This is a genomic window from Brevundimonas sp. (assembly GCF_965278935.1).
GTDB lineage: Bacteria > Pseudomonadota > Alphaproteobacteria > Caulobacterales > Caulobacteraceae > Brevundimonas.
On record NZ_OZ257124.1, the window covers coordinates 1,684,025 to 1,708,889 of the forward strand.

The window sequence follows — 24,865 nt, forward strand, 5'->3', positions numbered from 1 at the left end:
GTTACCAGCCTGACGGCGCAGCGATGCGTTGGCGTTGCCGGGGCTGCGCCGCGCTGGGGTTGGCCAGCGGGTCGGCCATGATCGGCGCGTCTCGCTGAAGCACCACCGGGCGGGCGACCGGGGGCTCCGGCGTCGTGAGGGGAGGTTCTGAGGTCTCGACGACACCGGCCTCAGTCGATGCGTCCTCGCCGTCCTGGAGCGAAAGCCGCGACGCCAGCCGCGTTGTCGGCGATCCATGATCCGCCTCCGTCGGGACGGGCAGGGGGACAAAGGCGTCCAGCACCTCCGCCGGGGTTTCGAACGCTATCGTGGACAGGCCGGCCATTTTGGCTACGACGGGCTCGGCGCCCGCATAGACACCGCGGAAGGCTCCCGGCAGGCCCCAGGCGCCGTTCCAGCGGTAGAAGATATGGGTCCCGATCTTGACGGTCTTGGACAGCCGGGCCGCCCAGTAGGGCGCGACCCAGTCGGTGTGATAGTGGGTCGCCGTGCCGACGGCCGTCGCGACGTGGCCGTTCAGGGCCGCCGCGGCCACGGCCCTGGCCCTTTGCCAGCCCGCGATCGACGGCGGGCGGGCCATGGCTCCATCGCAGGTGAAGCTGAACTGGCACCCGGTGGTCCGTTCGGATCCCTGGAAAACGACGCCGCAGACCGTTCGCGGGTAGGCGGGGTGACGCGCGCGGTTGAGCACCACCTGGGCGACGGCGGCCTGGCCCGCAGCGCTTTCGGACGCGGCCTCGTAATAGATGGCGGTCGTCAGGCAATCGAGGGCGCGGCCATAGCTTTCGGTGTCGGCGACCGGAGCGAAGAACGGCGCCGACGGCCGGACCGTATCGGTCGAGAAGGGCAGGGCCGCATTCCAGGCGCGCGCGGCATCCTGGCTGATATCCTGAACCGCCTCGGGGGCGAGGGTGAAGTCCGCGACGATCTGCTCCGGCCCGGATCCCGACGTCGGATCCAGTGCGGCTTCGGCGGTCAGGGCGGGCCTGACGGCGTTGATCTTCGGCAGGATGACGGCCGCGCCGGCAGCCGCGAGCGCGCATACAAGAAGCACGCCGACGATAATCCAGCCGCCCACTTCGGTCGAGGCCCAAACCTTGACCCGCCCGGCGACGGCCGCGACGCGACGCGCCAGGGTTCCCGGCATGTCCGGATCCGGGGTCAGCCTTGAAACCGTCATCGGCGCTCCCCGCCAGACCCATGATGCGCCGCACGCCTAACATGGCCGTTGCGGCCGCCAAAGCGTTCCAGAAACACGGACAAGGCGAGCAATCTCATTGCCGGGCGCCGCCTAGCTGGTCCGTCGAGGTTGCGTCTGGGACAGGGCGAAGCCCAGACCGAGCAGCAGGGACCAGAAGGCCTCGAACGACGGGGTGTTCAGCGGGACATCGACGGCGGCATGAAGGAGAACGACCACTGAGGCGGCCAGCAGACCGGCCACCAGCGTCCGGTTTCGGGGACGGCGCGCCGCTCGCCAGGCGGTCGCCCCGAGGATGACCGCGATCAGGGCGAACATCGGCGTCGCGCCGAGAAGGCCCGCCTCTTCCAGCCACTGCAGATAGGCGTTGTGCTGAACCACGCTGACCGACAGCGCCGCTGCGTTCGAGGCCGTCATGATCTGGTTGTTGACCTGGGGATAGGTGCCGAGCCCGTAGCCGAGCAGCGGAGAGTCCAGAAAGGCGCGCCAATGGGCCGCCGCTACGGCAGAGCGCGTGTCGTCGCCCTGCGCCAGAGCGCCGAAACGGTCTGCGAACAGGGTGTTGCCCTGAACGAGGAAGAGCACCGCCACCACGACCAGCAGGCTGCCGAGCGCCAGCAGGGGCCAGCGGGATCGGCGATTGTCCAGCGCCGACCAGCCTAGGAAGATGACGGCCGCCACGCCGGTGGCCGTTATCGCGGCCCTCGATGCGGTCAGCAGCAGGCAGGCGAAGAAGAGGATGAGCAGGGCCGCCACCGGCGCCAGCACGGTGACGCGGCCTGTCGGCGTCTGGCCCGACGCGTGGCGCCACTGTCGAACCATCCAGGCCAGGGACAGGACGACCAGGACGCCGAACTGCGTGCCGGCGACATTGGGCGTGTAGAAGCCGCCAGCGAGACGTCCGCCGCCCGAGGCGATCTGGCCGCCGCCGAGGAAGAGTCCGAGGCTGAAAATCGCATAGAGGCCCCCGAGGCCCAGGATCAGGCCGAAAGCCGCCCGTCCTCTCTCCGATGTCGCCCCCAGCAGACAGCCCAAGGTGAAGACGCTGCCGAGGCCCAGCAGTTTCAGGATCTCGATCACGGTCGCCGACTTGTTCATCGTGGAGGCCGGCGACATCCCCGCCCACTCCCAGACCGGATGCGGGCCTCCGGGCGTGGCGGGCGTCAGGGTCCAGGCGGCCACGAGGACAACGGCCGCGAAGCTCAGAAGGACGGATTTCGTGGGCGTGAGGCGCGCCAGGTCCGCTCGCGCCTGCCCGGAAATCAACGCGATCGACAGTATGGCCGACAACGCCGCGAACAGAACCAGAGCCGGCAGATCGAGGGCCGCGCCGTAGAAGAAATGGCCCAGGAAAATGGTCGCCGGAACCAGGCCGAGCGCGGCCATGCGCCATCCGGATGACGCGGTCGATCGCATCCACGAGGGACGCCTCGATCCCCGCGATCCTGCCGAGCGCACGCGCGGACCCATTCGTATCAAGCCGTGTAGTACGACTTGTAGGCCCCGTAGTAGTAGCCGGCGTCGCCGTAGCCGTAGCGGGCCTGGCTCTTCATATCGACCTGAACGAGCGCGACGCCGGCGACATGGGCGCCCGCCTTGTCCAGAAGTTTGAGCGAGTTGCTGGTCGCCTTCAGCGGGGTGGCGCGCCAGCGGGTCAGGAAGACGACCGTATCGGCCTTGGCCGCGAGGATGCGGGTGTCAGCCACGGCCAGCACCGGCGCGGTGTCGATGATGATGAGGTCGAAGCGCTCGCCGAGGCGCGCGAGAAGAGTGTCCATCGCCTGGGAACTGAAGACGTCCTTGGGCGTGAAGCTGGTGTGGGTCAGGGGAAGCACGTATGCGCCCGATGCGTTGTCGCAATACAGGGCGGCTTCGAGTGTGGCGGTGCCGTTCAGCACCTCCAGCAATCCGACCTCGGGTTCGATTCCCAGGAGTTTGTTGACCGCACGACGCCGCAGATCGCAGTCGATGATCACCACCCTCTGGCCAGCCTGGGCGGCGGACCGCGCAAGACAGACGGCCGTCGTCGTCTTGCCCTCGCCCGGCAGGGTCGAGGTCACAGCGATCAGACGCACAGGGTGTCCCACGCGCGAAAACAGGATCGAGGTCCGAAGGGCTCGTATGGCTTCTGCGAAGGCTGAAAGCGGCTTTTCCAGCAGGTAGTCGGCGGGGCTGAGATGGCGATCCTTGCCGTCGGCGACAGAGGATACCAGCGGGACCGAGCCGATGTGGGGCATGCCGAGCTTGTTCTCGACGTCCTCTCCGGTGGCGAGGCCCGCGTCGAGCATCTCGGCCAGAACCACCACCGCCAGACCGGCGCCCATGGCGAGCACCAGACCGAGGCCGAGGTTCAAGGGCACGTTGGGCGAACTCGGGCTGGCCGGGATGATGGCTCTGGAGACGATGCGGGCGTCGGATTCCTCCAGCCCCTCCTGGCTTGTGGTTTCCTTGAACCGGTCAAGCAGGCCTTGATAGAGGGTGCGCGACGCCTCTGCGTTGCGCTGGAGCTCGTTCAACCGGACCCCGGCGTTGTTGTTGGCCGCCAGGGCGCCCCGGGCGCCCGACAGGCTGCCCTGCATGGAGGCCGTGCGCTGGCGCGCGACCTGAACGCGCGCCTCGAGGTTGGAAACAATCCGCCCGATCTCGGCCTGGATCTGGCTGTCGATGTCGGCGAGTTCGCGATCCGCTCGGACCATGTCGGGGTGACGGGGACCGTAGCGGCTGGACAGGTCGGCAACGCGACCGCTGACCTCGGCGCGCCGCGCCCGAAGTTGCTGGACGACGGTGGACCCCAAGGCTTCTCCGACGTCGTCGCCGGTCGATCCCCGCGCCATCTGGGCGCGGGCGGTGGAAAGGCGGGCCTCGTCTTCGGCCTGTTGGGCCCGCACCGTCGCCAGCTGGGTGTTGTAGGTCGAGATTTCCTGCTCGGTCAGGGTCGCGCCCGAGGCGCTGAGCAGGTTGTTGGCGTTGCGATACTGTTCGACGGCGGCTTCGGCCTGGATGACTTCGCCGCGCAGATCGTCGAGCCGGGTGTTGAGCCAGGCATTGGCCTGACGCGTGGCCTCGAACTTGGCCTGCAACTGTTCGAGCAGATAGTTCTGGGCGAAGGCGTTGGCGATCCGGGCCGCCTTGGCCGGGTCGGGCGAGGTGAAGCTGACCCCCATGACATAGGTCAGGCCGACACGACGGATTACTAGGCGCGAGCGAACCGTGTCCACGACGCGCTCACGCTGTCTCTGGGCCTCGATTTCGGTCAGCTGGGTCCTGGCCCTGTCGGGCGCTGCGGCTGCGAACATCGCGCCGATGCCGTCGGTGATCTGGTCCACGAGGCCGGGAGGAGACAGGGCGCTGTTGAACTCCGGATCGTTTTCCAGATCGAGCGCGTCCACGACACGCTCCGCGAGCTGTCGGGACTTCAGCACTTCCACTTCGGTATCGACCGTGGCCGTGTCCGCCGGCAGGCCGGACAGGACGGCCTGGGAGTCGACGATCTGTTCGGTTCGATTGTCGATCATCACGCTCGCCGTCGCGGTGTAGAGCGGCGTCGCCTTCAGGGTCACCACCAGGGCGATCACGAACACCAGCAGCGCGATGGCGAGGAACAGCTTCAGCCGGCGTCGGAAGGTGGCCACGAGGCGGTGGATGTCGAAGATGCGCGGACCGGCGCCGCCCGACCAAGCCTGACCGTCGTCAAATCCGGGATCGTCCCCGACAGGCCGGGCGTTCAGGCCGCGGGACTCGAAAGGCTGGTTCATCTTACGCGTTTCACTGTGACGGCCGGACCGGGTCCGGGATCAGAACTGGGCGACGAGGGCGATGGCGAGCTTGTTGACCCTGAAGTCCTGGTCACGCGCGGCGCCGCTGGATTCGGTGTCCAGGGTCGAGAAGCTCGCGTTCACACCCAGATTGCGGTTGATCAGATAGGTGCCGCCGATATTGGCGCCGAGGCGCGTATCTTCGCGATCCACGCCTTCGTACTCGTCCTGGCTCCAGGTGAGTCTGGCATTGAGGATGACGTTGCGCAGCAGCTCGTGATCGATCCCGATGCTGGTGCTGCTCGAGACGAAGGCTCCCACCCCGGTCAGGGGCGTGTCCTCGATGGTCCGGCCCGCCGCGACATTGACGGTCGTGAGTTCGGACGGAAACCATTCGAGCTGGGCCCGGGCTCCGAAACCCTCGACGTCGTCGAAGACGGCCTCGTCGAAACTCTGCTCGATATAACCGGCGGCGACCTCGCCACGCACGACGGCGCTGAGTTCGAAATTGGCTCCGAAGAGAAACTCGGCGCCCCTGGAATCCCGGTTGGGCGCCGCGACCGTCGACGCCACGTCATAGGTCCGCTGGTTGCCCGTCGCCTGGAAGAAGAAGGCGGTGTCCGGACTGATCGCGAAATCGACACGGCCGGACAGGCTGGCCACATCGCGATCCCGGTTGTCCTGGTCGATCACAGCCCCGAGGCCGTCGCGCCCGTCGGCATAGTCGAAGGATCGCCAGTCGGCCCGGCCCGTGAGTTTGACGTTGCCGGAGGAGCGCGAGGCGCTGACGTAGGTCTGGGCCGTGTCGAGCTCCGTCGGAGCGACCGCGTTGCGAGGGGCGGAGGGGGCGGTGCGCGGCTCGAAGGTGCTGACATAGTCGGCGCCGAACCCGATGTTGGATTGACGCGTCACATCGATGCGGCCGGCGGTTCCGACGCCGAACTCCTCGGTGTTCTCGTCCTCGTTGTCGCCGTAGCGGTTGATCGAGCCCCGGACGTAGGCGGACAGGAAGTTCTGCGACCAGCCGGACTCGACGGCCAGTTCCGGTCGAACGTGCAGGATCGTGTCATCGACCTCGCCGGCGCCCGTTGCATATATGTTGTCGTTGGTCTCCGCCGACAGTTCCAGTCGAGGATAGACAAGGAAGGCGCCGGCGCGGATTCCCAGCGCCTCGTAGTCCGGCCGCGTCCTCTGGGACACCGACGTGTTGCGGCTTCGCGAGAAGTTGTCGACGGCAGCGTCCTGGGTCTGGGCGAGCTGGCCGCTCGCCGTCGGCGCGATCTGGGCATCGGCCGCGCCCGAGACCATCGCCAGCGATCCGGCCGAAACCGATACGGCAATACTCTTCAGGACGTGGAACATATTATCCTCGATGGACTGGCGACGGAGTCAGGGGAGGCACGCGGAGTTCAACGCAACCACACAGCGACGATCGGCGAACGACCCCGGGCGATCACGCCTAGCCGCGGTAGACCACCACCGTGACGACCGGAGGAGGGGTGTTGCTGGTGGTCGTGTTCGTGGACGACGGCTGGCTGGTCGACGCCGCAGCATTCTGGACCGCAGCGGCCACGACCGTGACGGCGGCTGCGACGGCCGCGGCGGCGCCGGGCGACACAGCCGCGATGATCGGCGACGATGCCAGTGTGACCGAGGCGCTGGCGACAGCCGCGGTCGCGACCGCCTGGGTCGCCCCCGATGCGCTGATGGTGGCGGCGATGGCGTTCTGGACGGCCGTGGTCACCGCAGCATTGATGGCGTTCGTGACCGCCGCCTGGACAAAGGCCGCGGTGGCTTCCGGCGACAGGCCGAGGGTTGCGGCTTCGGCGCTGGCGGCGTTGGCGATCGCCGCCGTATCGACGCCGGCGGCGGCTTCGGTCGCGGCTGTCTCCGACGCGGTGACGATCTGGGCCGCAAGAGCCTCTGCGGTGATGCTGGATCCGGCGCCGTCCTGGACGACCCCTGCAACCTGAGGTGCGCCGAAAGCGATCCCTGCGGACAGGGCGACAAGCCCGGCGGCGACCAGCGCACGCGCCGTCAGAATGCTCTGCTTCATACCGGCCCCCCGCCAACGTTCGGATAACGCTATTCCATATAGCGTCGTTTTTAAACCATGAAGGGCGTCCCCTTCGCGCCGCAACATCGGATCGACAGGGGCTGTGTCCTTAAGGTTACGCTGTCGAGGTTACGGCCACTCTGCCCGTCCGTTCTCGCGGGTCTGGCGGATCGTCTCGAGGGTGAGCGCAAGCGCAAGGCGGCCGGCCGGATCGGACACCGAGTTCTGCAGGTCGCCCGGTGAATACGGGTAGGGCGTTGCCCTGAGTTCTTCGAGGACGAGCAACCGGTTGGATCGATCGAGCCGGGCCCAATGGTTGAACGCGAAGCTCAGCCGCCACGGCGTGTCGTCGGGGCCGTAGCGCGACACCGCGTAGGACGCCGCAAGGGCCCGGTTGCCCGCTTCGCCAAGGCCAGAGGGTTCGAGGCTGTCCAGATAGGCGAGGCGGAGCCATGCGGTCGGGTTCGCGGCGGCCTGGCCCAGTGACGCCATCGTCTCGACCCGGGCGAGCCGGGCCATGTGCGGGTGATCGGCGGCCCCGGCGGCGTTGCGCGACGCACGGGCTTCGAAAAAGGGGGCCAGTCCCATCCATCCGGCGATCCGCGTTTCCGGCCAGGCCAGTGCGATCGCCGCTGCGCTACACCCCGTTGCGGCGCACACGCCAAGCAGCATCGCCGCCGCGACGCGCCAGTTTGCTTTTTCGACCAAGCGGGATCCCCCTTCCACGCCGTGCAGATAACATCGGCGCCTGGCCACGGCCAAGGTGGATGTTCGTCCTTGGGTGGTGACGGGCGATGTGAAGCCGGGTTAGGCTTGGGTTCTGCGGGAGAGATCGAATGTTTCGAGTGGTGTGGGCGGCCATGGTCGGGCTGGTCCTGGCGATGGCCCTGTCGTCATGCGCCCAGGGGGTAATGGCGTCCGGCGTCACCGCCGGTTCCGAGAACGATCCCGAGGTGACCCGACTGCTGGAGGAGTATCGGCTCGGCGTCGCCGACAAGGTCCGCGTGACGGTCTTCGGCGAAGCCGCACTGACCGGTGAGTTCCTCGTGGGCGGCAACGGGAAGATTTCCCTGCCGCTGATCGGGGAAACCCAGGCGGGCGGACTGACCATCTCGGAGTTCCAGGCCGAGGTCGCCCAGGCCCTGCGCAACGGCTTCATCACCGAGCCGAGGGTCAGCGCCGAGGTGCTGAATTATCGCCCGTTCTACATCCTGGGCGAGGTCAATACGCCGGGTGAATACCCCTACACCAACAGTCTGACGGTGCTGAACGCCGTCGCGACCGCGGGAGGCTTCACCTATCGCGCGGACAACAGACGGGTGTTCCTCAAGCGGGCTGACGCCGACCGCGAGCAGGAAGTTCCCCTGACGACGTCGACCCGTGTCGCGCCCGGAGACACGATCCGGATCCGCGAACGTCTGTTCTAGATATCGGGGCGAAACCGCGTCTGCGGAAGCTGGAATTCGGCTTTCGCGGTTCAGAAGTAACGACGGATCGTTGTCGCGTATTCCGACAGGATGGTCGGTTTCAAGCTCTGGAAATCGATTTAGACGGTTCGACATCAGGCGTTCGAGCGCCGTTCATAGTGACTGGCGCTATTTCGAAAACCGCCGATCTTATTGTGTTGCAACGCAACATATTGCGGGTATGTTTTCCCGAGCGGTCGGGCTGGGCCGAAGGGAAGGACAACCCGAGGTAATCCCAGCCGTCTGCCATGCGCCCCTCGTCGGGGTGGCTTTGCGTCAGCGCCGGGGGGAGCATGACCGAGAAGATTGTCGTCTTCGGAGGGAGCGGGTTCATCGGAACCCATCTGCTCCGGAGGCTGGCCGCCGATCATTCCGGCCGGCTGGTCAGTGTCGACCTTCGTGAACCGAAGAGCGTGATCGCCGGCGTGGACTATGTCGTCGCCGACGTTCGCGATCTGTCACGCCTCGAGATCGAAGGGACGATTTCGACGATCTATAATCTGGCGGCTGTGCATACGACGCCGGGTCATCCCGACCACGAATACTACGACACGAATATCGGTGGCGCGACCGCGATCACGGCCTTCGCCCGAGAGCGCGGTGTCCGTGACATCGTCTTCACCAGCTCCATCTCGGTCTACGGTCCCGGCGAGGATCCCAAGCTGGAAGGCACGCCACCGGCTCCGGAGTCCTCCTACGGCTGGTCCAAATGGCTGTCGGAGGCGATTTTCCGCGCCTGGCTCGACGAGCAGGACGACCGCCGCCTCGTGGTTTGCAGACCCGCCGTCATCTTCGGTGCGGGGGAGGGCGGCAACTTCACGCGCCTGGCGAAGCTCATGCGGGCGGGACTGTTCGTCTATCCGGGCCGCAGGGACACGGTGAAGGCCTGCTTCTACGTCGAGGATCTCGTCGACGCGCTCCTCTACGCCCACGGCCTGAACGAGCGATACGTCCTTTTCAACGGCTGCTATCCGGACCGGTACACGCTCGAGCAGATCGTCGAGGCCTTCACCCTGCATTTCCCCCGTGTGCGCACCGTGACCGTACCCCGGGCGATCGTGAACGCCGCCGCTGCGGCCCTCAAGCCGATCTCCGCGCTCAACCTCGGCATTCACCCCGACAGGGTCACCAAGCTCGTTCGCTCGACGGACATCCGGCCCGGTTGGCTGGCCGAGCGCAACAGGGCCCGGGAAGGCCAGCTCGCACCGGCCTTGTGCAAGTGGGCGGAACAGTCCGGGGGGCTGTGGGTATGAGGCGTCCGCCACGCGACGGGCTTCGCCTCTCACCGACCGGGATGGGTTTCGGGCGCGCGCGTTCATCATGATCATCGTCCATGTGATGACCCGCCTCATGCGTGGCGGCGCGGAAGAGAACACGCTCCGAAGCTGTCGCGCCCAGGCCGCGGCAGGGCACCGCGTCATCCTGGTGCACGGCGCCGATTTCGATCCGGCGGCGCGGGAGGAGGCGGCCGGGGTGGTCGAGGTCCGCACCGTCGACCGCATGTTCCACCGGATTTCTCCCGCGGACGACATCGCGGCGGTCCGCGCCCTTCGTGACCTGTTCCGGGAGGTCGGGGCAGACGTCGTCCACACCCACCAGAGCAAGGCCGGCGTCCTCGGCCGGGTCGCCGCAAGGCTGGCCCGAACGCCGACTGTGATCCACGGCATCCACATCCTTCCGTTCGTGAACGTCGGACCGGTGCAGGAAGCGGTCTACGTCGCGGCGGAATGGCTTTGCGCGCCGTTCACGCATGGCTTCATCAGTGTCAGCCCATCGGTTCGCGACGAGTGCGTGAGGCGGGGGCTGGGGCGACCGGAGAAGCATTTCGTCGCCATGAGCGCGATGGACGTCGAGCGCTTCAAAACGGCCGGGCCGCCGCCTGACTGGCGGACGCTTCTCGCCGTGGAGCCCGGCCAGGATCGTCCCCCGACCGCCGTCATGCTCGCGACGTTCGAGCCGCGAAAGCGGCAGCTCGAGTTCATCAGGGCGGTGCCGGAGGCCTTCGCCGGACTGCCGGACTGGCGGCTTCTGTTCGCGGGAAGGGGGGAGACGCTGGAAGAAGCGAAGGCGCTTGTCGAAGAGATGGGGCTGGGCGACCGGATCCGGTTCGCGGGCCACCGCTCCGATCCCGAAGCGATCATCGCCATGGCGGACATCGGCCTCCTGACGTCGCTGAGAGAGGGATTGCCGCGCGTGCTCGTGCAGTATGCTGCGGCCGGGAAACCCGCCGTCGTCTCCCTGCTGCCGGGGATAGGGGATGTTGTGACGGACGACGTCAGCGCGATCGTCACCCCGACGGACGACATCGGCGCGGCCGCCGAGGCCGCGGCCCGGCTGCTCGGCGACGCCGTGCTGAGGCGGCGGCTCTCGAATGGCGCCCTTGGCGTCGATGTGGACGCCTGGTCCCCTGAGCGCATGGATGCGGCGGTCGAGGAAGCCTATCGACAGGTCCGGGCCGCATGAGCCGACACCTCCCGGACCCGTGTGGCGGCCCGGCAACCCTTGATACCAATGATTTTCCCGAGCCAGATGTTCGTTGCGCCGCGACACGCGCCAGGTTCAGAAATCGGATGGCTGCGTGCAGGGGGATCGACGTGAGCTGTGATCGCCGCGCCGCCGACGGTGACCGATGCCAAAGGCGATGGCTGTGAACAGCCTCATTTCCCTGGCGCTTCTCAGCCTGTTCCTGCCTCTGAAGATGAGCGCCGGGCCGGTGCAACTGCGGCCTTTCGACCTGATGGTCGTGGTCCTCTGCGCGATGACCGCGGTGATCGCGCCGAGACTGCCCACGCGCCCCAGACCGGTCGCCGGCTTCTACCTGTTCGGCGCCTATGCGGCTTGGCACGCGATCTCTGCCTTCCTGGTGTCGTCCGAGAACGGGATCAGGGAGTTGCTGCAGGTCACGATCATCCTGGCGTTCGGCGGCTGCGTCATCGCCCTGCTTCCGGTCCTGAACCTGAAGCGCATCGGCATGTTCCTGCTGGTCGGCATGGCGGCCGTGACGGCCTGGAGCGTCGTGTGGCACCTCCAGCATGGCTTCCTGACGGGCTGGAAGCGGCTGGATGATCCCAAGACGACCTTCACCTTCCTGCCGACCGCGCTGGGCTGCGCGCTGCTGTTCGCTGACCGGAGCAGGAAGCGCCTGTACATCGGACTGTGGGCGCTCCTGGGCGTGATCATCCTCCTCTCGGGTGAGCGCAAGGCGTTGGGGATCTACGTCCTGATCACGGCCGCCTTCCTGGCCAAGGGGCGGTTCTCGCCGGCGCCGATCCTGCTCGTCGGCGCGGCGGCTGCGGCATCGATATCGCTCCTCGCCGCGAGCAACGCCTATATGGCCACCCAGCTGCAGTCGTTCATCGATCCCTTCGATTCCCGGAACAGCTTTGACGCGGTGGTCCGCGGGGGGACGCCGCAGTCCTTCAGCAACTCCCAGCGACTTTTCGCCGTCAACCTGAGCAAGCAGTTGATCGCCGAGAGTCCGATCATCGGTACGGGGACAAACGGCTATACCGACCGGCTGGCGCGGGAATTCTACTACGTCCCCACCTTCCTGCGCGTGAACATCCACGGTGAGCCGCTTCGTGTGCTCGTCGAGAACGGCCTTGTCGGGCTTCTGCTGTATCTCTCGTTCTGGATCGTCAGTATCCGCGCCAACCTGAAGAGTTGCCGTCAGCTCGTCTACGTCTGGCGGCTCCCTCGCGACTCGGCCTTCATCCTCCTCGCGGTCCTCGTTGCGCCCCTGGTGTTCTACGCCCTGTTCGAGGGCAGCGGGACGCATATGTTCATCGTCGGTCTGCTGGTGACCCTGTATCCGGCGTTGATCAACGAGGTGGCGGTGCGTCGCCGATCATCCTCGGCGGGAGTGGCCCCGGCCGGCAATACTCAGAGGGTTCCGGTCCCGCGCCGTCCGCAGCTCGGCTATCGCTGAGGGCATGGAGATGTCGCCCAGCACCTCCGAAAGCCGGACCGGGCCCGAGATGCGGCTGGGCGACGATCCGCAGGCGCGCAGGGTCGTCTGGCTCATCAACGATTTCGATCGTGGCGGAGCGCAGCAAGGCCTGCTCACCCTCGCGCGGAACGGCGCCTTCGAGGGAGTCGCGTTGACGATGGTCTCGTTCGTTCGCGGCTCCGGCGCCTTCATCAAGGACCTCGAAGGTCTGGGTGTCCCGGTCGTGGCGATGCATGACGCCGGGCGGATGAAAGTGGGGCATCTGGTGTCGGGGGCATGGCGGCTGTGGCGCCTGCTGGGGGCCGTGAGCCCCTCGGCGATCGTCCTGGCGCTGCCGCAGGCCAACATCATCGGGCGGATCGTCGGTCGGTTGCGGGGCGTGCCGGTGATCGCCTCGTTCGAGCACAACACCCACCTGGCCAAGCCGGTCTATGAACTCGCCTATCGTTTGACGTCGCCCGTGGTGGACTGGACGCTCGCGGACTGCGACGCCACGGCGGAGGAGGCGACGCGGCGCCTATACAGCCGGAGGGCGGCGCGCAGAACCATCCTGCCGCTGGCGAGCTTTTCCGTCCAGCCGGTCACGTCGGCCCCGGTCGCGACGGGGGCGGGGCCGTTCCGGATCGTGAATGCTGGGCGGCTCACGGCGGTCAAGAACCAGGCCGCGCTTCTCCACGCCGTTCGACAGTTGGTGGATCGAGGGCATGACGTCTCGCTGCGCCTGTACGGCGAGGGCAGGGAACGCAGCCGCTACGAAGCGCTCGTCCAGAGCTTGGGGCTTCAGGATCGCGTTCACCTCATGGGACATGTGCGCGACTGGTGGATGCAGGGGGCCGATCTCTTCGTGCTGTCCAGCCGCCATGAGGGCCTGTGTATCGCGCTGCTGGAGGCGATGGCCGCCGGCATTCCGGCGGCTGCGCCCCTGGTCGGAGGCGTGGGGGACTATGGGACCGACGGCGCCGTCGACATTCTGGAAGACCTCCAGCCAGAGACGATCGCCACGGCGATCGAAGGTCTCATGGCAGCGCCGGAACGTCGGATGGAGATATCCAGGCGAGGCCGCGCGGTCGTGGCCGAGCGCTTCGGGACCGATGCCGTGGGCCGGCGCTACGAGGCCTTTGCGGCCGAGCTGAGAGCCCTTCCATGCCGCTGATTATCTACATGGACTTGCTGGGGAAACTTCGATGACTCCGATCGACGCTGGTTACAGCCGACCATCCGCGCGGGGGTTCGAGTGAAGGACCTCCTGAACACGCTCAAGTTCGCCGTCCGCGACGACGGCTGGAAGGTGATCGGCCAGAAGCTGATGGCCAAGATGGGTTCGGTCGGCGAGCCGCGCGACCGGGCCGAGGTGCTGGAGTGGTGCCGGTCGGTCGCCGAGTCCTATGCCGAATGGGCCGAGAGCATCTCACCCGAACTGTGGGCGGAGGCGTCCCGGTTCGGCGAGGACCTCGTGGCCCGGGCCACCGCCGAGCTTGCCTCGGCGAAGACTCGCTTTGGGGGAGGCGGCGCCTATGCGCTGCTCTACTTCATCGTCCGTCTGCGTCGCCCGTCGGTTATCGTGGAAACCGGCGTCGCCGCCGGCTGGTCCAGCACGGCCTTCCTCTCGGCGCTGGAGGCCAACGGCCACGGAGAATTGTGGTCGAGCGACCTGCCGTATTTCCGGCAGGGGGCCAGCGTCGAGGAGATCGGCGTCCTCGTGCCTGAGGCTCTGCGCGGCCGGTGGCGACTTTTCGTCGAAGGCGACCGGATCAACCTGCCGAAGATCGTGGATCAGGTGACCAGCATCGATCTGTTCCACTACGACAGCGACAAGACCGAAGCGGGGCGCGACTACGCGCTGGAGATCGTGTCACCGCGTCTGTCGGCGGACGCGACCGTCCTGTTCGACGACATTCTGGACAACGGGCATTTCCGCGATCTGGACGCGCCCGGCAAACGGGTGCTGAGCGATCATCGCCGGTTCGTCGGCATGGTCAGCCACGGCGGAGGTTCGACCCCGGCCTAGAACTGGAAGTAGATGAACTCGCTGTAGCCGCCGATGCTCCGGGCCGCGACCGCGAACAGCACGCCGATCAGGATGGCCCATCGCCAGGTCATGCGCACGGAGACGCCCCGTGTGCGTCCGGCGATCTCGTAGCCCGGGGACTGCAGCCCCATTCTGAAGCGACGCATCAGCTCCTGACTGTTGGGGGCGACGGCGGCCAGCAACAAGGCGGTTCCAATCAGGAGCAGGTCGGGGACGCCGAAGCTGATCTGACCCGGAACGATGTGCAGCGCCTCGTAGACCGGGGAGAGCGGCCCGAGCGCCGGGAACGAGAAGCCGCCCAGGCCCAGCATTCCCGCCCACAGGGTGTTGGCGATCTCCATGGTCGGCGCCCGGAACGGGACCCAGGCCATGACGACCAGAAACAGCGTCAGGGTGTAGCTCAGGAAGGACGGCACGCGGGGCATCCGCAGGTCGCGCCAGCCGTGCGCGAGGGCGAGGGCGCCGCCGTGGATCGCGCCCCAGGCCAGGAAGGTCCAGCCCGCTCCATGCCAGAGCCCGCCCAGCACCATGGTGGCCGCCAGATTGAGGTACCTGCGGGCCTTGCCTTTTCTGGACCCTCCAAGAGGGATGTAGAGATAGTCCCGAAGGAAGCGCGACAGGGTGATGTGCCAGCGCCGCCAGAACTCGACGATGCTCCTGCTCTTATAGGGGGAGTTGAAGTTGTACGGCAGGCGGATCCCCATCATGTAGGAGATGCCGATGGCCATGTCCGAGTAACCGGAAAAGTCGTAGTAAATCTGACCCGTATAGGCGAGTGCGCCGACCCAGGCGGACACGAACTGCACGGGGCCCAACTCCGCCGATGCGAAGATTTCGGAGGCGATCCAGCCGCAGGGATCCGCCAGCAGGGTCTTCTTCGCCAACCCCAGAGCGAACATGCCCACGCCCGCATAGAGGCGAACCGGCAGGCGGGTGATGCGTCTCCGCATGAACTGCGGGACCATCTCGCGATGGTGGAGGATCGGTCCCGCGATCAGATGGGGGAAATAGGTGACAAACAGGCCGTACCGGACGGGATCGGTTCTGTCGGCGTGACGCGCGTAGCAGTCGCAGAGGAAGGCGATCTGGGTGAAGGTGTAGAACGAAATCCCGATCGGCAGAGACAGGCCGGGATCCGGGATTTGCGCGCCCAGCAGCAGATTGATCTGGCCGACGAAGAAGCCGGAATATTTGAACGCGAACAGGACGCCCAGGTTGGCGACCAGCCCGAGGATCAGCCACGGCTTTCGCGTGCGAGGTCCCGCAGCCAGAATTGCGTGGCCGACCACGAAGTTGAACGCAATGGAGACGAAGATCAGCCACTGGTGGTGATGCTCGCCGAACAGATAGAATCCGGCCGAGAATGCCAGGGCCACCGCCGACGCGGCGAACGGCCCGGCCATCCTGAGCGCTAGGAGATAGCCCGCCACCGCAAGGGGCAGGAAGATGAATATGAAGGCGTAGGAGTTGAACAGCACTCAGTTCACCAGCACGTCTTTGGTCGCCGCGGCGACGGCGAGCCGTCCGGACTGAGACAGGTGCCCGCAGGCGCACCATCGATCCGCGAACTGGTCGGGGCTGAAGGGAGCGATCTCGGTCACGGCCACGCCGAATGCGGCTGCCCGCCGGACGATCTCCGCACGTCGGGCATCGACCTGGGCCGCCAGTCCGGCGTCGAGAGTCCGCAGGCCGGCCATGTCATTGGGCAGGAAGAGGACGACGAGCCGCTTGCCCCGTGCGTCGGCCTGTCGCTGGAGATCGCCGATGTCTTCCAGCAGGGGCCAGTAGGGCTGTGGTCGCACCAGATTGGTCCAGAAATTCGCCTCGATGAATCGCCGGTCGTGTCCAAGGGTCTCGGGGCATCCCTGCCTCGCCTTTTCATCGGCGAACCAGGTCATCTGGATCTGGTCGTAGCCGGGGTAGTCGACACCCTCATAGCGAAACGGAAGCCGGGCCGTCGCCGCGCCCGGCGTGATCCCCGTGCCCCGTGACAGGCGGGCCGACAGGTCGTTCACCCGAAGCGGACCGGCCACCAGTCCGAAGAAGGCGGTGGTCTGCCAGTCGTTGGGGTCGGGATTGGCCAGCGATCCCTGTCCGAGATAGAGGACGACCGTTCTGATCCGGGGTTGCTGCAGCGCGATAGCGGCGTAGTTGATCGACTCCGCCAGCGGCTCCCCGCCATAGCTCAGATCCACAACCTCCGATGCAAGGGCGTCCTGCAGCATCGCCGGGATGGCGCGCCGATCGGCATCGCATTTGGAGACGTGAGTGACGACGGAATTGCCCACGACCGCCACCTGGGCGTCGTGTGCGGTCGCGGCGGCGAAAGCTACCGTTCCAACCCGCTGGCGAGGCGCGGGAAACAGAAACACCACAGCAAATGAGGCGGCCATGAGCAGCACCAGCCAGAGCTGTCGCGATCCGCTCTTTTTGCCCCCCATGGACCTCACCCGACCGCCCGAACCCAGTTATGTCAGTGACCGTTCAAAGATCAAGCCAAGCTTCAACCTGCGGCAGATTTGAAAACGAGCTGAACCGCTCCTGACGGCCGGATCGGGTTGGAAAGATGGTTGCGGCGCCGCAACATTTGCTGCCTGATCAGAACGCTCCCGCAGGCAGAGGCTCAAAGGGGGGTGGATCCGGGGTGGTCGTCGGCATGGATGGGGATGGTGGGGACCGCACAACCGACGGGACGCTCTGCATTTTCACGCGGAGCTGGCGATACTCAACGGGTCCCTTTGCCCGGAAGCTGGCCGATTCCATCGCGGGCCAGGGCGTGACGACCTTCCTTGTGGCGCCTCCGCCAGAGGCGGCCGGCTTCGTCGTCAGCCATCCCGATGTCGTTCAGATGCGGACGCCCCGGGGGCTGGGGGGACGGGGCTCGATGGCGGCGAGGGTCGTCGCCACGGTTCGGCGAATGGCATCCGGTGTCGGCCAGGTGCTGAAGGCCCGTCTGCGCACCCGTCGGTTCATCATAACCGCGGCGGAAATTCTCCCCGTCACACTGCCTCTGGTCGCCGTGCTTCGGCTGAGCGGGGCGCGCGTGGTCGTCGTTGTCCACGATCCGACGCCCCACGTTGGACGCAACGCCCTGATCGGCGCGCTGGAACGGCTCATGCTGAAAGCCCTGTATGGCCTCGCTTCGGAGATCGTGGTGCTCAGCGGGTCCACCCGCCGGGCGCTGTGCGACGGCTATCGCCTGCGGTCCGAAACCATCAGCGTCATTCCTGAGGGCATGCCCACGCTCGACGCGCCGCCCCTGAACGGGTCGCGCCGCCTTCTCCTGTTCGGAACGATCCGCGCCAACAAGATGGTCACCGAGGCCGTCCAGGCCGTCGAACTGGCCCGGGAAGCCGGTGTGGACGTCCAGTTGACCATCGCCGGGCCGGCTTCCCAGGGCGAGGAGGCCTACTTCGCATCCGTCGCCGAACGCGCCTCGGGCAAACCCTACATTCGGACCGAGCTCGGCTATGTCGACGATGCGAGAGTCGCCGGGCTTTTTGCGGAGTGCGACGCGCTTTTGCTGCCTTACCGGAATTTCGAGTCCCACAGCGGCGTGGCCTTGCTGGCCGCCGCTGGTCGGCGTCCCGTCATCGCCACGACTTCCGGGGGGATAACCGACCTGTTTCGCGAGGGGATGGCGGGCGTCGAGATCGAAGATTGCACGCCCCAGGCCATCGCGACGGCGATCGAGCGCTTCTTCGCCCACCCGGCATCATACTGGGTCACGCGCGCCGAGGCGGCGAAGGTCGGGCTGGAAGGCCGGTACAGCTGGGCTGCAGCGGGCGAGAGATATCTGGCCCTGCGGAGCATGAGGGCCGGTTGAGCGACTTGCAGGGCAGCGAAGAGACGCACGAACCCGGCGTGGGCAGGCACATGCTGGCCGGCGTACGCTGGCTGGTCCTGGGGCGCCTGCTCGTCATGGCCTTGTCGCTGATCGGGACAGCCGTTCTCAGCCGTCTGCTGACCCCGCTGGAGTTCGGGATGATGGCGGCTGCGCTCGCGGTTATCGGCTTTGCCGATTCCATGTTCGAAGGCGCGTTCGGCCTGAACCTGATCCATGCCAAAGTGATCGACGAGCAGGATATCGCGACGTCCTTCTGGTCGGTGGTCGCGCTTTCGGTGCTGCTGGCGGCGGCGATCGTTTCGGTCTCTCCGCTGATCGAGGGCTTCTACTCGGCGAACGGGATCGCGATCACCATCGCGTTCAGCAGCCTCGTCGTCGTGGCGCGGGGGATCGGCGCGATCCCGCGAGCGGTCATGCAGCGCACCGGCGATTTTCGCGGATTGGTGGGCTCCAACACCGTGGCCTATCTGGTCGGCCAGTTCGCCCTGTCGATCGCGCTGGCGTTTCTGGGCTTCGGCGTCTGGTCCCTCGTGTGGGGCAGTCTCGTCACCGGAGCCATCGAAGCGGGATTGAACGTGATCCAGTCGCGGCTGAAGCCGTGGCGGCGGATATCTCCACGCGGCGCCGTCGCCGTCGTCCGCGACAGCAGTCCCTACGCCCTGTCCCAGCTGCTGAGCTGGGCGGCCAACAACGGCGCCAATATCGCCGTGGGCCGGACCCTCGGCATCCTGTCCCTGGGCCTGTTCAGCCGGGGTTGGCGGTTGGTCGAAATCATCAACGCCTTGATTTCCACGCCGCTGCAGCGTGTGCTCTCTCCCGCCTTCGCGCATCTGAGGGGCGATACCCGGCGCGCGGCCACCTACATGGCGAGCGCCCTGCGACTGGGGCTGCCGATCTTCGGGCTCGCAGCCGTGGCCGCCGCGCTGCATGCGCCGGCCATCGTCCGGCTCTTGCTGGGACCGGCCTGGACCGAGGTGATCCCGATCCTGCAGTTGCTGGCCTTGGGCCTGTTGCCCCGGTGCGCCTACAAGGTGACGGAGAGCGTCGCCTTCGGAATGGGCGGATCGACCGGGACCGCCGTGCGGTCGGCCATTCAGGCGGTCTTGCTGGTCGGCGCCGCCTTCATCGGCGGCCTGTTCGGTCTGTTGCCGGTCGCGGGCTTCCTGTCGGCGGCGATGTGGATCTACTACCTGATCTCTGTGGGCTACGCCGCGTCGCTGGTGGCCATCACGACAGGCGATCTGCTTCGGCTGCATGCGAGAGCGCTTGTGCCGGTCGCCATTTTCGGGATCGTCGACAGCCTTGCTGCGATGGCGGTCCCCGAGACCTGGTTCTGGGTCAGACACCTTTTCGGCGGCGGCGTCGGACTGCTGGCCGTCGCCCTGTTCCTGGCGACCGCTCCGAGGGCCTGGATTGGCCAGGAATGGTCGAATGCCCGGGATCATCTCACGCGATCCGTCGTCGCCGTCGTCCGCCGGGTGGGGGCCTGGACATGAACTTTCAAGGCTCGATCCGTGAGCGACCAACCTTGCACATTGCGCTGATCGTTCCGGGCTGTTTCACCGAAAACTACGGGGGGGCGGAGCGACAGGCCGAACTTCTGGCGCGGGCGATGGCCGCACAGGGCGCCAGGGTGACCATCGTGGCGCCGTGCCGGCTGTCCGATTCCGCCGAAGTCGAGACCGATTTCGGCGTGAGCGTCACGATGAGGCTGCGGGACTATCCCAATTTCGGCGGCCGTCGCATGGGGTCCACCCTCGCCTGGACGGCCCGGGTGTTCGCCTGGGTGCGGCGGCGAACCGACATAGACGCCGTCTATGTGTTCCATGCCCGCCTTCACGCCCTTCCCGGGCTGGTCTCGAGGATGGCGCTCGGAAAGCCGCTGTTCATCAAGCTCGGCGGCGGAGGCGAGGTCGGCGACTTCAAGGCGCTGGAGTCAAAAAAGGGGGGCTACGGACGTCTGATCGCGCGCCTGATCCGGGCCCACGCCGACGGGTTTGTCGCCAACAGCCGCGAGATCGTCGCGGACCTGAAGGGCTATGGCGTTCCGGACGACAAGATCATCGAGATATCGAACGGGGTCCAGGCGCCGACACGCGACGTGTTCGAGAGACTCCAGGCGGCCAGGACCGGGCGCCGGTTCCTCTACACGGGGCGTATCGAGCCGGACAAGAACGTGCCGGTGCTCGTCGAGGCGCTGGCGCTATGTCTGGCTCGGGGATGCGTCGCCGAGCTAACCATCGTCGGGGCCGGCTCCGATCTCCGGACCGTCGCGGAGCGAGCGTCCAGTCTGGGCATCGCGGAGTTCGTTCACCTGCCGGGCAGGCAGGACGACGTTCAGCCCTATCTGACGCAGAACGATTTCTTCCTTTCGGCGTCCCAGGCCGAGGGCCAGTCCAACTCGCTGCTCGAGGCGATGGCGCATGGGCTCATCCCCGTCGTCGCGGAGGCGAGCGGCGTGCGGGATCTGGTCGCCGACGGCGAACGCGGCTTCGTCGCGACGACGGCGGACCCTGCGGAACTGTCGCGGTTGATGCAGCGGGTGATGACGCTCCCCGAGGCCGGCCGTGGCGTCATGGCGGCGAAGGCCCATCGCTACATCGCGGGACAGTTCGGGATCGACGAGGTGGCCCGGCGGACCCTCGAGGTCATGTCTACCCGCGTTGCTGCGTCGCAAAACGATTGAAAACCGTGGGTCTCCGAACACAGCCTGGGCATCGGATATGGCCTATGCTGGACCATCTTTTGAGGAGTGCGTCATGTCGGTCGCGATAGAGCGTTACACGGGCACTGGGGGAGCGGACTACCATTCGCGCCGCGCGAGCGGGCGTTCAGCCGCCGAACAGCAGGTCCGCGCGGTCTATTTCGAAGGCGTCAGCACATCCTCCGATACGGTCCTGGACTTCGGCTGCGCGACGGGCGGCATACTCTCGGCCTTGCCGGCGGCGAAGCGGATCGGGGTCGAGGTCAGTGAGGTGTCGAGCGCCGAAGCGCACAAGGTACTTGATCGGGTAGTGAGCCATCTCGACGAGATCGAGGACGCCAGCATCGATGTGGCGATCAGCTTCCATGCGCTGGAGCATGTCCCGAACCCGCAGGCGGTGCTCCTCGGCCTTCGCCGCGTCTTGCGCCCCTCGGGACGTCTTCGTCTGATCGTGCCCTATGACAATACGTTCCTGAACCGCGAGCATCGCGAATGGGCGGCGAGCGACCCGGATCAGCACCTGTTCACCTGGACGCCCATGGCCTTGGGCAACCTGTTGTCGGTGAGCGGATTCAAGGTCGAGCAGGCGCGATGCAGCCACTGGGCGCGGCCCGGCAAATTGGGGCGGCTGATCGGAGCCGAGCAGGCGCGCTGGTTCAAGGCGATCCGGGCCGGACGGCTGCAGGTGATCGCAGACGCAACCTGCGCCTGACGGGCGGTCGGGTCGCCGGCGGTTTCAGGGTTTCCGAAGGACCGCGACGGACACCTGATACGGCCTGAAGAGGAAGGTCAGCCGGTGAAGGCGGGAAAGACTCTCTCGCCAACCCCCTCTGAGAAAAAGCGCGCGGGCCAGTGATTGGATAACGCCGAGGGGGCGCCGATCAAGGTCCGTCCAGAATGATCCGCCGATCACGGGTTCTGCGACCTGAACCTGATAGTCAGGGAAGAGGTCGACCAGCGCCGTCGGCGCGGGCCGGTACATCGTGTCGATAGGGTCGAGATGGTACGGGTAGCGGTAGGGGACGCTCAGGATGATGACCCCGCCCGGCTGCAGGATCTCGTCGCAGATCGATGCGAAGTTCGATCGGTCGGTCACGTGCTCGAAGATGTTGCAGCAGAGTACGGTTCTCGCATCCAGTGACGTCAGGCGTTGCCGGACATCGGACGCGTAGATATCGCCGCTGACATCGATGCCGTCGCCGTCCCGCAGATCCGTGTGAACAACCTTCACGCCGCGCGCTCGCAGGGGCGCATGGATGAACCGGTCGATATGGGGCTGCTGAACCGTGCGGAACATCGCCGTCGACGACCCCAGCTCGATGACGGGGCCGATGTCCCCGGGAAGCGCCGCCAGCAACTGGCCGATCTTCTCTGCTTCCTCGAAGCGCATGGCCGGACCTTCCTCGATGCCCGATGGGTGGGCAGGGCTGCGGCCAGACTGTCCGGCTCTCGGATGACGCTTCATTCGGCAGCTTTGCCGCGGCAGTTCCAGACTGCACCTCTGGATAGAGATAGCCGAAGAAAACAACCTTTCAAAGAGTGCGTGCCGGATGCGCATCCCCGCGGTTGCGCGTGACGGACGCGCCTGCGCGGCTAGCATTCCGCTCAGCCGCGCAAGCGCTCTCGAACATGAGGGATGGAAAAGGTGGTGCCGGCTGCAGGAATCGAACCCGCGACATCCAGTTTACAAAACTGGCGCTCTACCAACTGAGCTAAGCCGGCCCTGAAAGGGATCAGGCGCGGGGTTTAGCTGGCGTGCGGGCCGTGGCGCAAGCTATCAAACGACATGCCGAACCCGTCCTACATTCTGCCCGTGGTCATGCTGGCGCTGTCGAACGTCTTCATGACCTTCGCCTGGTACGGCCACCTGAAGTTCGGTTCCAAGCCGCTGTGGATCGTGGTGATCGTCAGCTGGGGCATCGCGTTCTTCGAATACTGCCTGGCGGTGCCGGCGAACCGGATCGGGCATCAGGTCTATTCGGCGGCCGAGCTCAAGACGATGCAGGAGGTGATCACGCTTCTGGTCTTCGCCGTCTTCTCGGTGACGGTGCTGGGCGAGAAGCTGACGCTGAACCACGGGGTGGGGTTCGCCTTCATCTTCCTGGGGGCGTGGTTCGTGTTCCGGGGACCGTTCTAGTCCAGCGCCGTTGCGATCTTCGCGGCGGTCGCCTTCAGCTCCTCGACATCGGCCATGCCGGCCTGACCGTGGCCCTTCAGGGGGCGGTCGGCCCAGCGCGGGATGATGTGGAAATGCAGGTGGAAGACGGTCTGGCCGCTGGCCTCACCGTTGAACTGCATGATCGAGAAGCCGTCAGGAGACAGGGCCTTTTCGACCGCGCGCGCGGTGCGCCGGGTTGCGGCCGCGAGGGTCGTCAGAGTCTCGGGCTCGACCTCCAGCAGATTTCGGGCGGTGGAGGTCTTGGAGATCACCAGGACGTGGCCCTCGGACTGGGGGAAGACGTCCATGAAGGCGAGGACGGCGTCGTCCTCCCACACCGTCACACTGGGAATCTCGCCGCGCAGGATCTTGGCGAAGGTGTTGGACGGGTCGTACGGGGCGTGCAGCGTCATCAGGTTCGACCTAGGCGTAGCGCCTGCGCTTCTCGGCCGAGATCAGCGTGGACCGCACGAAGTCGGCGGGCGGGTCGGTCTCGGCCAGGACGGCTTCCTTGATGGCGCGGGGCTCGCCGAACAGGTGGCCCTGGCCCATCGAGATGTCGAGCTCGAGGATGTCGACGATCTGACGTTCCGACTCGCACTTTTCGGCGATGACCTCGATGCCGTAGCGGCGGGTCAGCTGGGCGAAGTCGGCGGCCTGGATGTCGCGCAGCGACGGGATCGGCGAGCCGCCGTCTAGGTCCAGCAGTTGTTCGATCAAGAGGTCGGCGGCGACCTTCACGAAGCGGACGTCGGAGCGCTGCAGGTCGTTGAAGTCGAGGTCGAGGGTCTGGACCTTGTCGATCGAGAAGCGGAAGCCGAGATCGGCCAGTTTGGCCATGTTACGCGCCTCGACGGCTCCGCGAGCGTCGAAGGTCGCCTGACCCAGTTCGAAGATCAGGGCCTGGTTCAGGTCGCGGTTCTCGCTGAGGAACTCCAGGAACTGCGGGAAGAAGGTCTCGTCGCCCAAGGACGACAGGGCGACGTTGCAGAAGACGCCGACCTTCCTGTCCTGACGCGCGAGGCGGCGAACGATCTGGGCGCAGCGGAACAGCAGAAGGTTGTCGATTGCGGGGACCAAGCCCTCGCCCTCGGCGATCGACAGATACTCGGCCGGCATCATGACGCGGTCGGTCGAGTCGCGCAGGCGGGTGAAGCTCTCGTAAAAGACGGTCCGGCGCTGGGGCAGGGTCACGACGGGCTGGAGGTACAGGTCGACGCGGTTCTCCGAGAGAGCGTCGTGAACGGTCTTGAGCAGCAGGTTCGACTGGTGATGACGGCGCGCCTCGGCGCTGTCGGGCGCGACCATGGGGGCGACCTTCAGCCGCTCGTCGATGGACAGGCTCATCTGCTGGATAAGATCCTCCAGCATGCGGACCTCGCCGGTCAGTTCGTCGGTGCGCGACAGGGCGCCGGCCTCGATCGCGGAGGCCAGGTCGCCGAGCGCGGTCTGGGTCTGCTCCATCGCGTCGGCCAGCAGGCGGTGGGCCTCGCGGACCTGACCGATCTCGGCGCGCAGGGCCTTGCGTTCGCCGATGCCGGTGAAGATGGCGTGGACGGCCGTCAGGACGCCGAGGACGCCGAGTGTCGCCGCCACCCCCGGACCGATGCCGAGGCCTGCGCGCCACAGGAAGGCGCCGACCGTCATCGCCAGGAAGACGTAGCCGAAGAACAGAAAGCCGTTGGTCAGTGCGCGCATGGGAA

The 24,865-nt window shown here is 66.6% G+C and carries 22 protein-coding genes and 1 tRNA gene; 11 read left to right on the top strand and 12 right to left on the bottom strand.

Going from position 1 to position 24,865, the window contains the following annotated elements; all coding sequences use genetic code 11:
• Nucleotide 1: 1 nt before the first annotated feature.
• From ACQY68_RS08260 to ACQY68_RS08285, 6 genes are all read right to left on the bottom strand, one after another.
• Entirely contained in the window at nt 2-1,180 is a 1,179-nt protein-coding gene (locus ACQY68_RS08260; protein ID WP_428152557.1) for a cell wall hydrolase, read from the bottom strand.
• A gap of 111 nt (nt 1,181-1,291) precedes the next feature.
• The gene (locus ACQY68_RS08265) at nt 1,292-2,584 is read right to left on the bottom strand and encodes an O-antigen ligase family protein (protein WP_428152558.1); all 1,293 of its coding nucleotides are present in this window, start codon (nt 2,582-2,584) and stop codon (nt 1,292-1,294) included.
• A gap of 89 nt (nt 2,585-2,673) precedes the next feature.
• Nucleotides 2,674-4,953 carry a GumC family protein gene (locus ACQY68_RS08270; protein WP_428152559.1) on the bottom strand — a complete coding sequence of 760 codons (2,280 nt, stop codon included), beginning with the start codon at nt 4,951-4,953 and terminating at the stop codon, nt 2,674-2,676.
• A gap of 39 nt (nt 4,954-4,992) precedes the next feature.
• Nucleotides 4,993-6,315 (bottom strand): outer membrane beta-barrel protein, encoded by a 1,323-nt coding sequence (locus ACQY68_RS08275; RefSeq protein ID WP_428152560.1) that lies wholly within the window; start codon nt 6,313-6,315, stop codon nt 4,993-4,995.
• Between the two features lie 97 nt (nt 6,316-6,412).
• Nucleotides 6,413-7,009, bottom strand: coding sequence for a hypothetical protein (locus tag ACQY68_RS08280; RefSeq protein WP_428152561.1), 597 nt, complete (start codon nt 7,007-7,009; stop codon nt 6,413-6,415).
• A gap of 129 nt (nt 7,010-7,138) precedes the next feature.
• Entirely contained in the window at nt 7,139-7,717 is a 579-nt protein-coding gene (locus tag ACQY68_RS08285; protein WP_428152562.1) for a hypothetical protein, read from the bottom strand.
• 128 nt (nt 7,718-7,845) lie between these two features.
• On the opposite strand from ACQY68_RS08285, the gene ACQY68_RS08290 reads away from it, so the two are divergent.
• The 6 genes from ACQY68_RS08290 to ACQY68_RS08315 all read left to right on the top strand — a co-directional run bounded on the left by ACQY68_RS08290 (nt 7,846) and on the right by ACQY68_RS08315 (nt 14,432).
• Nucleotides 7,846-8,436: a polysaccharide biosynthesis/export family protein gene (locus ACQY68_RS08290; RefSeq protein WP_428152563.1), complete on the top strand. Its 591-nt coding sequence runs from the start codon at nt 7,846-7,848 to the stop codon at nt 8,434-8,436.
• A 332-nt stretch (nt 8,437-8,768) separates the two neighbouring features.
• Nucleotides 8,769-9,728, top strand: coding sequence for an NAD-dependent epimerase/dehydratase family protein (locus ACQY68_RS08295; RefSeq protein ID WP_428152564.1), 960 nt, complete (start codon nt 8,769-8,771; stop codon nt 9,726-9,728).
• A 67-nt stretch (nt 9,729-9,795) separates the two neighbouring features.
• Nucleotides 9,796-10,938: a glycosyltransferase gene (locus ACQY68_RS08300; protein ID WP_428152565.1), complete on the top strand. Its 1,143-nt coding sequence runs from the start codon at nt 9,796-9,798 to the stop codon at nt 10,936-10,938.
• 184 nt (nt 10,939-11,122) lie between these two features.
• Nucleotides 11,123-12,403, top strand: a complete 1,281-nt coding sequence (locus ACQY68_RS08305) for an O-antigen ligase family protein (protein WP_428152566.1) — start codon at nt 11,123-11,125, stop codon at nt 12,401-12,403.
• A 10-nt stretch (nt 12,404-12,413) separates the two neighbouring features.
• Nucleotides 12,414-13,577 carry a glycosyltransferase gene (locus ACQY68_RS08310; protein ID WP_428152567.1) on the top strand — a complete coding sequence of 388 codons (1,164 nt, stop codon included), beginning with the start codon at nt 12,414-12,416 and terminating at the stop codon, nt 13,575-13,577.
• Nucleotides 13,578-13,658: 81 nt separating this feature from the next.
• Complete coding sequence (locus ACQY68_RS08315) at nt 13,659-14,432, top strand: O-methyltransferase (RefSeq protein WP_428152568.1); 774 nt, start codon at nt 13,659-13,661, stop codon at nt 14,430-14,432.
• On the opposite strand, the gene ACQY68_RS08320 is transcribed toward ACQY68_RS08315, so the two are convergent.
• Together ACQY68_RS08320 and ACQY68_RS08325 are read right to left on the bottom strand one after the other, a co-directional pair.
• Nucleotides 14,429-15,931, bottom strand: a complete 1,503-nt coding sequence (locus tag ACQY68_RS08320; protein WP_428152569.1) for an MBOAT family O-acyltransferase — start codon at nt 15,929-15,931, stop codon at nt 14,429-14,431. The genes ACQY68_RS08315 and ACQY68_RS08320 overlap by 4 nt on opposite strands.
• The gene (locus tag ACQY68_RS08325; RefSeq protein ID WP_428152570.1) at nt 15,932-16,894 is read right to left on the bottom strand and encodes a hypothetical protein; all 963 of its coding nucleotides are present in this window, start codon (nt 16,892-16,894) and stop codon (nt 15,932-15,934) included. It lies immediately after the preceding gene.
• A 335-nt stretch (nt 16,895-17,229) separates the two neighbouring features.
• On the opposite strand from ACQY68_RS08325, the gene ACQY68_RS08330 reads away from it, so the two are divergent.
• From ACQY68_RS08330 to ACQY68_RS08345, 4 genes are all read left to right on the top strand, one after another.
• Nucleotides 17,230-18,279 (top strand): glycosyltransferase family 4 protein, encoded by a 1,050-nt coding sequence (locus tag ACQY68_RS08330; protein WP_428152571.1) that lies wholly within the window; start codon nt 17,230-17,232, stop codon nt 18,277-18,279.
• Complete coding sequence (locus tag ACQY68_RS08335) at nt 18,276-19,796, top strand: oligosaccharide flippase family protein (protein ID WP_428152572.1); 1,521 nt, start codon at nt 18,276-18,278, stop codon at nt 19,794-19,796. Before ACQY68_RS08330 ends, ACQY68_RS08335 begins: the two co-directional genes overlap by 4 nt.
• Nucleotides 19,797-19,828: 32 nt before the next feature.
• Nucleotides 19,829-20,986 (top strand): glycosyltransferase family 4 protein, encoded by a 1,158-nt coding sequence (locus tag ACQY68_RS08340; RefSeq protein WP_428152573.1) that lies wholly within the window; start codon nt 19,829-19,831, stop codon nt 20,984-20,986.
• Between the two features lie 73 nt (nt 20,987-21,059).
• Nucleotides 21,060-21,716: a class I SAM-dependent methyltransferase gene (locus ACQY68_RS08345; protein ID WP_428152574.1), complete on the top strand. Its 657-nt coding sequence runs from the start codon at nt 21,060-21,062 to the stop codon at nt 21,714-21,716.
• A 24-nt stretch (nt 21,717-21,740) separates the two neighbouring features.
• Here ACQY68_RS08345 and ACQY68_RS08350 read toward each other — a convergent pair whose 3' ends face one another.
• Nucleotides 21,741-22,394 (bottom strand): hypothetical protein, encoded by a 654-nt coding sequence (locus tag ACQY68_RS08350; RefSeq protein ID WP_428148894.1) that lies wholly within the window; start codon nt 22,392-22,394, stop codon nt 21,741-21,743.
• 256 nt (nt 22,395-22,650) lie between these two features.
• A tRNA-Thr gene (locus ACQY68_RS08355) sits at nt 22,651-22,726 on the bottom strand.
• 64 nt (nt 22,727-22,790) lie between these two features.
• Here ACQY68_RS08355 and ACQY68_RS08360 point away from each other — a divergent pair.
• Nucleotides 22,791-23,141 carry a DMT family protein gene (locus tag ACQY68_RS08360; protein ID WP_428148897.1) on the top strand — a complete coding sequence of 117 codons (351 nt, stop codon included), beginning with the start codon at nt 22,791-22,793 and terminating at the stop codon, nt 23,139-23,141.
• Here ACQY68_RS08360 and ACQY68_RS08365 read toward each other — a convergent pair.
• Entirely contained in the window at nt 23,138-23,575 is a 438-nt protein-coding gene (locus ACQY68_RS08365; protein WP_428148898.1) for an HIT domain-containing protein, read from the bottom strand. The genes ACQY68_RS08360 and ACQY68_RS08365 overlap by 4 nt on opposite strands.
• 10 nt (nt 23,576-23,585) lie before the next feature.
• Entirely contained in the window at nt 23,586-24,860 is a 1,275-nt protein-coding gene (locus tag ACQY68_RS08370) for an EAL domain-containing protein (protein WP_428148901.1), read from the bottom strand.
• Between the last annotated feature and the right edge of the window lie 5 nt (nt 24,861-24,865).

Bases quoted from the DNA above. Each gene is read 5' to 3' on its own strand.
- ACQY68_RS08260 (WP_428152557.1), bottom strand. From the start codon at position 1,180: ATGACGGTTTCAAGGCTGACCCCGGATCCGGACATGCCGGGAACCCTG.
- ACQY68_RS08265 (WP_428152558.1), bottom strand. From the start codon at position 2,584: ATGGCCGCGCTCGGCCTGGTTCCGGCGACCATTTTCCTGGGCCATTTC.
- ACQY68_RS08270 (WP_428152559.1), bottom strand. From the start codon at position 4,953: ATGAACCAGCCTTTCGAGTCCCGCGGCCTGAACGCCCGGCCTGTCGGG.
- ACQY68_RS08275 (WP_428152560.1), bottom strand. From the start codon at position 6,315: ATGTTCCACGTCCTGAAGAGTATTGCCGTATCGGTTTCGGCCGGATCG.
- ACQY68_RS08280 (WP_428152561.1), bottom strand. From the start codon at position 7,009: ATGAAGCAGAGCATTCTGACGGCGCGTGCGCTGGTCGCCGCCGGGCTT.
- ACQY68_RS08290 (WP_428152563.1), top strand. From the start codon at position 7,846: ATGTTTCGAGTGGTGTGGGCGGCCATGGTCGGGCTGGTCCTGGCGATG.
- ACQY68_RS08295 (WP_428152564.1), top strand. From the start codon at position 8,769: ATGACCGAGAAGATTGTCGTCTTCGGAGGGAGCGGGTTCATCGGAACC.
- ACQY68_RS08300 (WP_428152565.1), top strand. From the start codon at position 9,796: ATGATCATCGTCCATGTGATGACCCGCCTCATGCGTGGCGGCGCGGAA.
- ACQY68_RS08310 (WP_428152567.1), top strand. From the start codon at position 12,414: ATGTCGCCCAGCACCTCCGAAAGCCGGACCGGGCCCGAGATGCGGCTG.
- ACQY68_RS08325 (WP_428152570.1), bottom strand. From the start codon at position 16,894: ATGGGGGGCAAAAAGAGCGGATCGCGACAGCTCTGGCTGGTGCTGCTC.
- ACQY68_RS08345 (WP_428152574.1), top strand. From the start codon at position 21,060: ATGTCGGTCGCGATAGAGCGTTACACGGGCACTGGGGGAGCGGACTAC.
- ACQY68_RS08350 (WP_428148894.1), bottom strand. From the start codon at position 22,394: ATGCGCTTCGAGGAAGCAGAGAAGATCGGCCAGTTGCTGGCGGCGCTT.
- ACQY68_RS08360 (WP_428148897.1), top strand. From the start codon at position 22,791: ATGCCGAACCCGTCCTACATTCTGCCCGTGGTCATGCTGGCGCTGTCG.
- ACQY68_RS08365 (WP_428148898.1), bottom strand. From the start codon at position 23,575: ATGACGCTGCACGCCCCGTACGACCCGTCCAACACCTTCGCCAAGATC.
- ACQY68_RS08370 (WP_428148901.1), bottom strand. From the start codon at position 24,860: ATGCGCGCACTGACCAACGGCTTTCTGTTCTTCGGCTACGTCTTCCTG.